Annotated in this window: 5 protein-coding genes and 1 pseudogene; 4 read left to right on the forward strand and 2 right to left on the reverse strand. The window is 62.8% G+C overall.

Going from position 1 to position 9,099, the window contains the following annotated elements; genetic code table 11:
- Window positions 1–151: 151 nt before the first annotated feature.
- The 3 genes from ACP7DD_RS23605 to ACP7DD_RS23615 all read left to right on the forward strand — a co-directional run bounded on the left by ACP7DD_RS23605 (window position 152) and on the right by ACP7DD_RS23615 (window position 5,543).
- Entirely contained in the window at window positions 152–3,025 is a 2,874-nt protein-coding gene (locus ACP7DD_RS23605) for a TonB-dependent receptor domain-containing protein (RefSeq protein ID WP_426177443.1), read from the forward strand.
- Between the two features lie 185 nt (window positions 3,026–3,210).
- Window positions 3,211–3,396 carry a hypothetical protein gene (locus ACP7DD_RS23610; protein WP_426177444.1) on the forward strand — a complete coding sequence of 62 codons (186 nt, stop codon included), beginning with the start codon at window positions 3,211–3,213 and terminating at the stop codon, window positions 3,394–3,396.
- Window positions 3,393–5,543, forward strand: a complete 2,151-nt coding sequence (locus tag ACP7DD_RS23615; protein WP_426177446.1) for a TonB-dependent receptor plug domain-containing protein — start codon at window positions 3,393–3,395, stop codon at window positions 5,541–5,543. Before ACP7DD_RS23610 ends, ACP7DD_RS23615 begins: the two co-directional genes overlap by 4 nt.
- 98 nt (window positions 5,544–5,641) lie before the next feature.
- Here the strand turns inward: ACP7DD_RS23615 and ACP7DD_RS23620 are convergent, their stop codons facing one another.
- On the reverse strand, window positions 5,642–6,157 hold the full coding sequence (locus tag ACP7DD_RS23620; RefSeq protein WP_426177448.1) for a histidine phosphatase family protein: 516 nt from the start codon (window positions 6,155–6,157) through the stop codon (window positions 5,642–5,644).
- Between the two features lie 21 nt (window positions 6,158–6,178).
- Window positions 6,179–6,367, reverse strand: a pseudogene (locus tag ACP7DD_RS23625) (PCC domain-containing protein); the annotation flags it as partial.
- A 298-nt stretch (window positions 6,368–6,665) separates the two neighbouring features.
- Between ACP7DD_RS23625 and ACP7DD_RS23630 the strand changes: the two are divergent.
- Entirely contained in the window at window positions 6,666–8,726 is a 2,061-nt protein-coding gene (locus tag ACP7DD_RS23630) for a TonB-dependent receptor domain-containing protein (protein WP_426177450.1), read from the forward strand.
- Window positions 8,727–9,099 lie beyond the last annotated feature (373 nt).

Genomic DNA, 9,099 nt, shown 5'->3' on the forward strand with positions numbered 1-9,099 from the left:
TATGGTTTTATCGTTAACTTCTTTCCCGATGCGGGAAGAAACATAAAAATTGCCTTTGCAGCAAGTGATCCTTGCGACAAAAGTAAAACCATAATATTTCCAGGGGCTATCAATGATTCAAGAAAAGGTGTTGTCGCGATCGATGCGACTGATGTTTTCCGGCAGTGTGCTCGTTGGCATGGCGGTCGTCGCCCAGCCGCTGTATGCACAGGAAAAAATGGAAGTGGTGCAAGTGACCGGTACCCGGATCACCACGCCAGGCACCATTTCGAACAGCCCCATCTCGTCGATTACCGCTGAGGAAATCAAGACCTCGCAGCCGATCGCGGTGGAAGAATTCTTCAAAGGGTTGCCGGCAGCAGTGCCTGCGGTCGGTCCCGGCACCAATAACGGCACCGGCGGCGGCGCCACCATCGACCTGCGCGGCCTCGGCACCAACCGCACGCTGGTACTGATCAACGGCCGCCGGCTGGTCCCGTTCAACCTCGGCGGCACCGTCGACACCAACTCGATTCCTATTGCTCTGCTCAGCCGTGTCGATCTGCTGACCGGCGGCGCGTCCGTCGTATACGGCGCCGATGCCGTCTCCGGCGTGGTCAACTTTAACCTCAAGCGCAACTTCACCGGCGTCGACCTGACGACCTCGTACGGTGCCACCACGGAAGAGCGCGACACCAAGCGCCGCCGTACCGACCTGACCATCGGCGCCAACCTGGCCGACAACCGCGGCAACGTCGTCCTCAGTGTCGGCAAGACCGTCGCCGACCCGCTGACCCAGGGCGCGCGCCCATACGGAGTTACCAGCCTCAGCTCGACCACCGGCGCACCGAGCGGCTCCGGCACCACCGTGCCATCGGCATTCCAGACCAGCAAGGGTGTTGGCGGTACCGATGCATTGACAGGCGCATTCCAGATCAACCCGACCACCGGCGCACTGGTCCAGCCAGTGGTGGCGTACAACTTCAATCCGGCAAACTATTATGTGACCGGTCTCGACCGCACCCAGGCGACCGCGCTGGGGAACTTCAAGATCAACAACCACGCCGAGGCATACGCCGAGCTGTTCTATACGAACAGCAAGGTCGCTTCGACCCTGGCCTCGACCGGCACATTCGGCAATACCTTCAACGTGCCGATCGGTAACCCGTACATTCCTGCGGCCGCGCGCCAGCAGTTGTGCGAACGCCGCGGTATTCCTGCCGCCAGCTGCGTCGAAGGCAATCCGACCCTGGTGCCGTTGCTGGTCAATCGCCGCATTACCGAGCTGGGACCGCGCTTCAACGACTTCGACAACAAGACGCTCCAGTTCACGATCGGCCTGAAGGGGGAGATCGCGTACGACTGGACCTATGACGCTTACTGGAGCCGCGGCAATGCAGACCAGGTGCAGGTGCGCCGCAACTGGGGTTCGCTGGCTAAAGTGGGCCAGGCGCTCAACGCGCTGAACAAGACCACCTGTGTGAATACCGCCAATGGCTGCGTGCCGCTCAACGTATTCGGCGCCGAAGGATCGATCACCCCTGCGCAGGCCGGATTCATCAACCAGAGCGCGCTGTTGCTGCAATCGGTACAGCAGGATGTCGCCGCCGTATCGTTCTCCGGCGACCTCGGCGAGCGCCTGGTCAGCCCGTTCGCCCGCGCGCCGATCGCCTTGTCGGTCTCGCTCGAGCATCGCAAGCTCGGCGCCAACACGCAATCGGACGGCGCCTCGCAAGTCCAGGGGGAAGTGCTGGGGACCGGCGCACCGACTCCGGACCGCTCTGGCCAGTTCACGATGAAGGAATACGCCGTTGAAGCGGCCGTGCCGCTGGTGGCCGATAAGCCGTTCATCAAATCGCTCGGCGTCGAGCTTGGCTATCGGCAGACCGAGTTCGCCACTGCCGGTGCCTCGTCCGACTATGGCAGCTGGAAGGTCGGCACCAACTGGGCGCCGATCCAGTCGCTGCGCTTCCGTGCCATGGTGCAGAAAGCGACCCGCGCGCCGAACGTGAACGAACTGTTCGCACCGCTCGTCACCGGCCTGTCGAATCTCGCGGTCGATCCTTGTCAGGGCAACCGGGTCAACCAGGGCGCCGCCAATACACCGGGCACCTTGTCAAACCTGTGCCGCCTGACCGGCGTTCCGCTCGGCGATATCGGCACCCTGACCCCGCCATCGGCTGGCCAGATCAACAACCTGAGCGGCGGCAACCCTGCGCTCGGACCCGAGGAAGCCAAGACGAAGACCCTCGGTTTCGTCTGGGAGCCGGTGCCGAAACTAGCTCTGACGGTTGACTACTACAAGATCAACATCGAAAAAGCGATCTCCAGCCCTAGCACGACCGACATCCTCGAAGGCTGCTACAACCCGGCGCTGAACCCAAGCCTGACGTTGAACGCGTCCTGCGCGCTCGTTGGGCGCAATACGATCAACGGCTCGTTCAATGGTGTCGAGTCGAAGGGCGTGCAGACGCCACAGTCGAATCTCGGTAAGCAAAGCACCAGCGGTATCGACCTCAACATCGCCTACCGCATGAGCACCGCCGCTCTCGGTCTCGATCCGAAGTTCGGCAACCTCGATTTGAGCCTTGGCGTCAACCAGGTGCAAAGCTTCCGTATCTTCCCGACGCCAACTTCACTCGATCGTGATTGCCTCGGCTACTACAGCGTGGCGTGCGCCGGGGCGAACTCAGGCGCCCCGAACTACAAGCGCAAGTTCAACCAGCGCACCAACTGGACGGTGGGCGCGTTCTCGCTCGGCTACAACTGGCGTTATGTCAGCGCAGTGATTGAAGAGCCAATTGGCCCTGTCTTTCTGCCGTTGTATTCGGCAATCGACGCGTATCACTATGTCGACATGAGCGGCGTATGGCGCGTCAACAAGAATCTGCGCCTGAATGTCAGCGTCAACAATCTGGCTAACAAGAAACCGCCTGTTGTCGGCAGCACCATCGGCAGCACCGGTAGCAACAGCGGCAATACCTTCCCGCAAAGCTATGATGCGGTTGGCCGTTACATCACGTTCGGCGCTTCGCTGACGTTCTGATAGTAAGCGCATGACCAATAGATGGCGGGCTTCGGCCCGCCATTTTTTTGTGCGCCCAGCATGGGCGCACTCTTGCCGGTGCAAGTTCACATTTATGAGAAAATGAATGATTCTCTTCTGAACATTCAAGGACGCAGCGTTTGATTTCCCGGCCAAAACTCGGCGGTTGCATCGTGGTTGCCCTCATGTCTTCCTTTTCCTTCTCTAGCTGGGCCGCCGACGCCGCCATCCGTCCGCTGATGGCCCAGCACGACGCGCCTGGCACGGCCGTCGCGGTCACCTCCGATGGCCGCACCACCATCTTCAACTACGGCGTCGCCTCGTGCGTCTCCGCGGCGCATCGCATCCTGGAGCAGCTCGCGCCCCGATGAAACCAGCAAGCCGCACGTTCATTCCGATTACCGCTTTTGCCGTTTTCACCGCCGCCGCCACGGCGCAAGAAGTCACCAATCCTTCCGCGCCGATGCAAGCGGTGCAGATCACCGCCTCGCCCGATCGGCAGCGCCAGGGCGACGCCACCGGCAAGGTCGTCATCAGCCACGCCGACATCGTCCGCTTCGGCGACACCAGCATGTCCGATGTGCTCAAGCGACTGCCCGGCGTCACCGTCGCCGGCGAGGTGCGCATGCGCGGCCTTGGCAATGGCTACACCCAGATCCTGCTCAATGGCGATCCGGTGGCGCCGGGTTTCTCGATCGATTCGATCGCGCCGGAGCTGATCGAACGGGTCGAGCTGATGCGCTCGCCCACGGTCGAATACGGGACGCAGGCGATCGCCGGCACCATCAACATCGTGCTCAGGAAAGCCACCAGCCGGCGCCAGCGCGAAGCGAAGTTCGGCGTCGTCAGCGACCGCGCCGGCGTCACGCCGAACCTGTCGCTGCAGATGGCCGACCGGCTCGGAGGCTTTTCATATAACGTCACCGGCGCGGCCAGGCAGGAGAAGGCGTCGGGGCTGGGCGACACCGAGCACGTCACCGGCGCCGGGCCCGATGGCGCGGTCAATCTGCGGCGCGACCTGTACTACCAATACCGCGTCCGCAACCGCTTCCTGTCGCTGGCGCCGCGCCTGCAGTGGACGCTGGCCGGCGGCGACACCATCAGCGCGCAAAGCTTCATCGAGCTCAATGACTCGGCGCGGCATGGCAATACCGTGGAAACGACGCTGCGCGGCGCCCCGAGCGACTATCCCGACAACGCTTTCACGTCCGCCGCGCGGGTCGAATCGGTGCGCAGCGACCTGGTCTGGAGCCACCGCGGCGCGGACGGCGCCCGCATCGAAGCGAAGGCCGGCATCAACCACACGCGCCGCAAGACGCACTTCGTGTTCATGGGCACCGGCGCCAGCCGTGCGCTGAGTCTGGAGCGGGCGGTCGACTCCGAAGCGCGCGACGACCAGCTGACATCAAGCGGCAAGTACTCGATCCCGTTCTTCGATGGGCATAGCCTGGTGGCCGGCTGGGACGGCGCCTACACCGAGCGCGGCGAGTACCGCCTGCAGCATGACCGCGATGGCGCCGGCGCGCCGCGCGGCGTCGACCTCGACGAAACCTACGACGCCAAGGTCAGGCGCCTGGCCTTCTTCGTGCAAGACGAGTGGGACATCACGCCGCGCTGGCAGATCTACCTGGGCCTGCGCTGGGAAGGCTTGTACACCGATAGCCTCAGCAACGTCGTCGAGCCGGTGCACAACCGCTCCGGCGTATGGAGTCCGGTGCTGCAGACAGTATGGAAGCTGCCCGGCACGGCGAAAGACCAGGTGCGCCTTGGCGTCAGCCGCACCTACAAGGCGCCGACGACGCCCAGCCTGATCCCGCGCCGCTACACCGCCAACAACGACAACGGTCCCACCAATCCCGACCGCCAGGGCAATCCGCAGCTGCGGCCCGAACTGGCGTGGGGAATCGACGCCGCCTACGAACATTACTTCAGCAAGTCCGGCATGATCAGCGCGAGCGCCTTCGTGCGACGCATCGACGACGTCACGCTCGACCGCCTGTACCAGGAAAACGGCGTGTGGATCGCCAGTCCGGTCAACGACGGCAAGGCGACGGTACGCGGGATCGAATTCGAAGCGGCGCTGCCGCTCGCGCTGGTGATGGCCAATGCGCCGGCCATCGACGTCAAGATCAACCTCGCGCGCAACTGGTCATCGCTTGATGCGGTGCCCGGCCCGCACAACCGCCTCGGCGCGCAAACGCCGTTCAGCGCCAACGTCGGATTCGACTACCGGGTGGGCGAGCGGTTAACCGCCGGCGGCAATTACGGCTTTCGCAGCGCCGGCCCGGTGAACCTGTCCGCTTTCCTTGGCAGCTATGCCTGGCCGACCCGCACGCTCGACGTGTATGGCGTGATGAAGCTGTCGGCGTCGACGCAGCTGCGCGCCTCGGCCTTCAACCTGCTGCATCAGGACAGCTACAATGCGACGCTGTTCGCCAACGAGGAAGGCAGCCTGCTGCGCAGCGCGCGCGCCCGCAGCAACCGCGGCATCCGCATCACCCTCGAACACAAGATCTGATTGAACTAACCGGCTGTCTTTGTGGTCTGACCTAGGTCAGACCCGTCGTCCTCGCGCAAGCGGAGCACGAGTGTCGTGGTGACCGATTTCCGCGCTGCTTACGGCGCCGTGCCGGTCGCCGGCAGTGACGTCAGCAGCACCGTAATCACCGCGCCGTTAGGTCCCACGATCAACTGGTACATCCGGTCAAATTCGTTATCGGCGATATCGGCGCCAGGCGCGCCGCCAAACAATCGCACCAGTTCCGGCACCGTGTTCGAATGTCCCACCACCAGCACCACGCCGCTTTGCGCCTTTACTTTTTCCACCAGCGCCTTGGGAGCGCCCGGGTCGTACGTCCGCACCACAAGCTTGCTGCGTTGCGCCAGCGGCTGCGCAGTCTGCTGCGTGCGCGTGGTGGTGCTGCTGAAGATGCTGGTGATTCCTGCGCGGTGCAGTGTGGCGGCGATGTTCTGCGCGCGAACCCTGCCTTGTTCACTGAGCTCCGGGTCCTTCCCATCCGGCGCTTTCTCGCTGTGGCGCACCACGTAGATGATGCTCGGTTCTGCCAGCGCGGAGCACGGTACGTGCAACGCCAGCGCAACGAAAACAGCGGTCAGGAAACGCAGGTGCATGGCTACCCTTAAGGTGAGGGATTACGTTGAACGGGGGCGAACGACAAGCTCGCAGTAGCCCGAAGCGTGGTCCGGTTTGCGGCTGTATGCATGGTCAGGCAGCAGCGCCAGCAAAATCTCGGCGGTGGTGCGCACGATACCGCCGACGGCGACATGTCCGCCGACGACGCTGCCTTGCGCGTCGGCGACCGAGATGTGCAGGTGCTGACCCGCTGCCGCGCCAGCGTCGCCTCAATGGCAAGCCGAAGGTCGTCTCCAGGGAGCAGGCGCAGAGGGTACGGGTGCATGGCAAGCAGACTTCAAGTTGTAAAGCTTGAAAGTGTAGCGTTTTTTCCCTGGACGCTTACTGAAGGCTGCTCCAAAAGCTGGTGTCAGGTCTCTTACGCAAACACCATAAGAGCGGCGCTTCTTAGAACCAGCAGTAGTAAAAGTGTTTGCTTCGGTGCGATTTTTCCGGCGCCCACGGCCGATCCTTCCCACTGAACTCCGTCCAAAAAGTTTCACAGCGTTGCGTTCTAACAATGCCCCGAGCTCGTTCTCGCCCACCGGTAACTATTTCCTGAGCAGTACCAACATCGTGGCCGCGCCAGGTTGCCCGGCAAACAGTATCGATCCGGTCGACAAGCAGTGCAAATGGGATGTGCTGCCCTATAGCGGCTTGACCACGAACAACAAGCGCTGGGCAGTGGTGAGCAACACCGACTTCCGCATCGGCTCGTCCATCGACGCCAACGTCGAAATCACGACGGCCGGCGCCACCAACAGCTACCTCGTCGCGCCGCTGAACGCGAGCAACGGCAGCGCCACCAGTTCCAGCAGCATCTGGTACAACGTGCTTGGCGGCAAGATGGTCGGCCCGTTTTCGTACCCGAAACTGCCGGTGGGCCATCCGAGTAACCGGTACAGCACCCCGGTCGAATACCGTGCCCGCTTGATGGACACCGGTAACGGCTTCAACTTCAACAGCACCGAATCGAAGCAGTCGCGCGTGATGCTGGCCCTGACCGGCACGCTCGGCAACTACGACTGGAAATCGGCTGCCGGCATCATGGACTCGACGGCCACGAAGGCTACCCGCGCCGTCAGCGCCAAGGGCTACACCGACGCCATCGTGAACAAGACCTACAAGTTCGGCCAGCAGAACGACGCGGCCCTGCTCGAAGCGATGTTCCCGGTCCGCACCACCGAAGGCCAGGCGCGCATCCAATTCATCGACGGCACCATCACCGGCCAGGTGGCCCAGCTGCCGGCTGGCCCGCTCAGCGTCGCAGTAGGCACCGACATCCGCCGCGAACACTACGAGATGAAGAGTTCGGTCAACGTGCTCAGGGGCGATATGGTGGGCATCTTCGGCCTGCAGGTGAAGGACACCGTGAGCCACTACGCCGTGTTCAGCGAAGCGACCATCCCAGTGCTCAAGCGGGTCGAAGTGAGCGCCGCCCTGCGTGCCGACAAGACCAGCAATGCCGAGGCCCACGTCTCGCCCAAGCTCGGCCTGCGCATCAACGCCCTCGACAGCCTGTTGCTGCGCGCTACCGCCGCTGGCGGCTTCCGCGCGCCGAACATCGTCGAATCGGGGAACGGTTTGGGACGCAGCTCCGTGGCCACCGGTGTGGTCGATCTGCGCCGCTGCCCAGTCGCCAACCAACTCAACGCCCTGATCCAGGGCAGCGCGAACGCGACCGCCGCCGATAAGGCGCAGGCCAACAGCTTCCGTGGCAACGAATGCGTGGGCTCGCTGCCAAGCTTCGTCGCTTCGAACCCCGACCTGAAGCCGGAAACGTCGCAATCCTTGACCGTCGGTGCGGTGTGGGAGCCGGTGAAGAACACCACCTTCGCACTGGACTACTACAACATCGAGCGCAAGGACGAAATCGGTTCCCGTTCGACCAGCGACATCCTGAAGGGCGAAGCATCGCTGCCCGCCGGCCAGCTGATCCGCACGGACAACACCGCCAACGACAACGAGTTCCTGGCCCTGGTGAAGAAGTATGCGCCGGGCAACACCATCAACTACGGTGGCGTCGGCAAGCTGGGCTTGGTGTACAACCCGTACGTCAACACCGGCAAGACCAAAGTGTCCGGCCTCGACTTTGACGCCGCCACGCGTTTCAACCTGAAGGAGTACGGCGACCTGCGTCTGCGCCTGGAAGGCAACTACACGCTCAATTACCAGTCCTACAGCCAGGCGGACGGAAAATACGCGGACAACACCGCCGGCAACTACGACTTCGGTTCGCGCTTGCGGACGAAAGTGCGCGCCGCCTGGAAGAAGGGCAACTGGGATAATGGCGTGACCGTGAACTATCTGAGCGGCTATAGCAACAACAATGACGCTTCGCCGACCTACTGTGTGACGCAGAAGGTCTCGGCTGAGAACATGGCCGCCTGCGAACGCGTCAAGGCGCGTACCACCACGGACTACAACCTGACGTACAGCGGCATCCCGCACGCAAAGCTGAGCTTGTACGTCAACAACGTGTTTAACAAGGACTCGCCGGTCAACTGGCGCGACGGTTGGGGCGCGCAATTGCGCACGATCGGCTTTAGCGCCGCTTACACCCACTAAGCTGGCGTAGCCAGAAAAAGCCAGGCATCCGTGCCTGGTTTTTTTTCGTGCGCCCAGCATGGGCGCACTCCTGTGGGTGAAAGTCCCGCCGCGAGCTGACCACAGTGAGCGAAGTGAAGCGCAACTGCATGAGAGCAACCGAGTGTGGGAAGGAAGCGTGGAGCATAAATCATGAGCCGAGGGACACGAATCGCATAGAAGGCGCTGCCGATCAGGGCGAACGGGCGAGAAACCGCAAAGCCCTTGTGGTCAAGGAGAAGTGGCGTAAATGCGGCGGTTGTGTGATGAAGGAGTGCGGCCCTTACCTGGGGACGCCCCGCCTTGTGCCTGAAAGGGCGACGGTGCAAGCCGGAGCGGGGTCTCAGCAGAGGTC

The sequence above is a fragment of the Massilia sp. TWR1-2-2 genome (genome assembly GCF_049897565.1).
GTDB lineage: Bacteria > Pseudomonadota > Gammaproteobacteria > Burkholderiales > Burkholderiaceae_D > JAFCUW01.

Coding starts and splice junctions, on each gene's coding strand:
- ACP7DD_RS23620 (WP_426177448.1), bottom strand. CDS start 6,157: ATGCACCTGCGTTTCCTGACCGCTGTTTTCGTTGCGCTGGCGTTGCAC.
- ACP7DD_RS23605 (WP_426177443.1), top strand. CDS start 152: ATGTTTTCCGGCAGTGTGCTCGTTGGCATGGCGGTCGTCGCCCAGCCG.
- ACP7DD_RS23610 (WP_426177444.1), top strand. CDS start 3,211: ATGTCTTCCTTTTCCTTCTCTAGCTGGGCCGCCGACGCCGCCATCCGT.
- ACP7DD_RS23615 (WP_426177446.1), top strand. CDS start 3,393: ATGAAACCAGCAAGCCGCACGTTCATTCCGATTACCGCTTTTGCCGTT.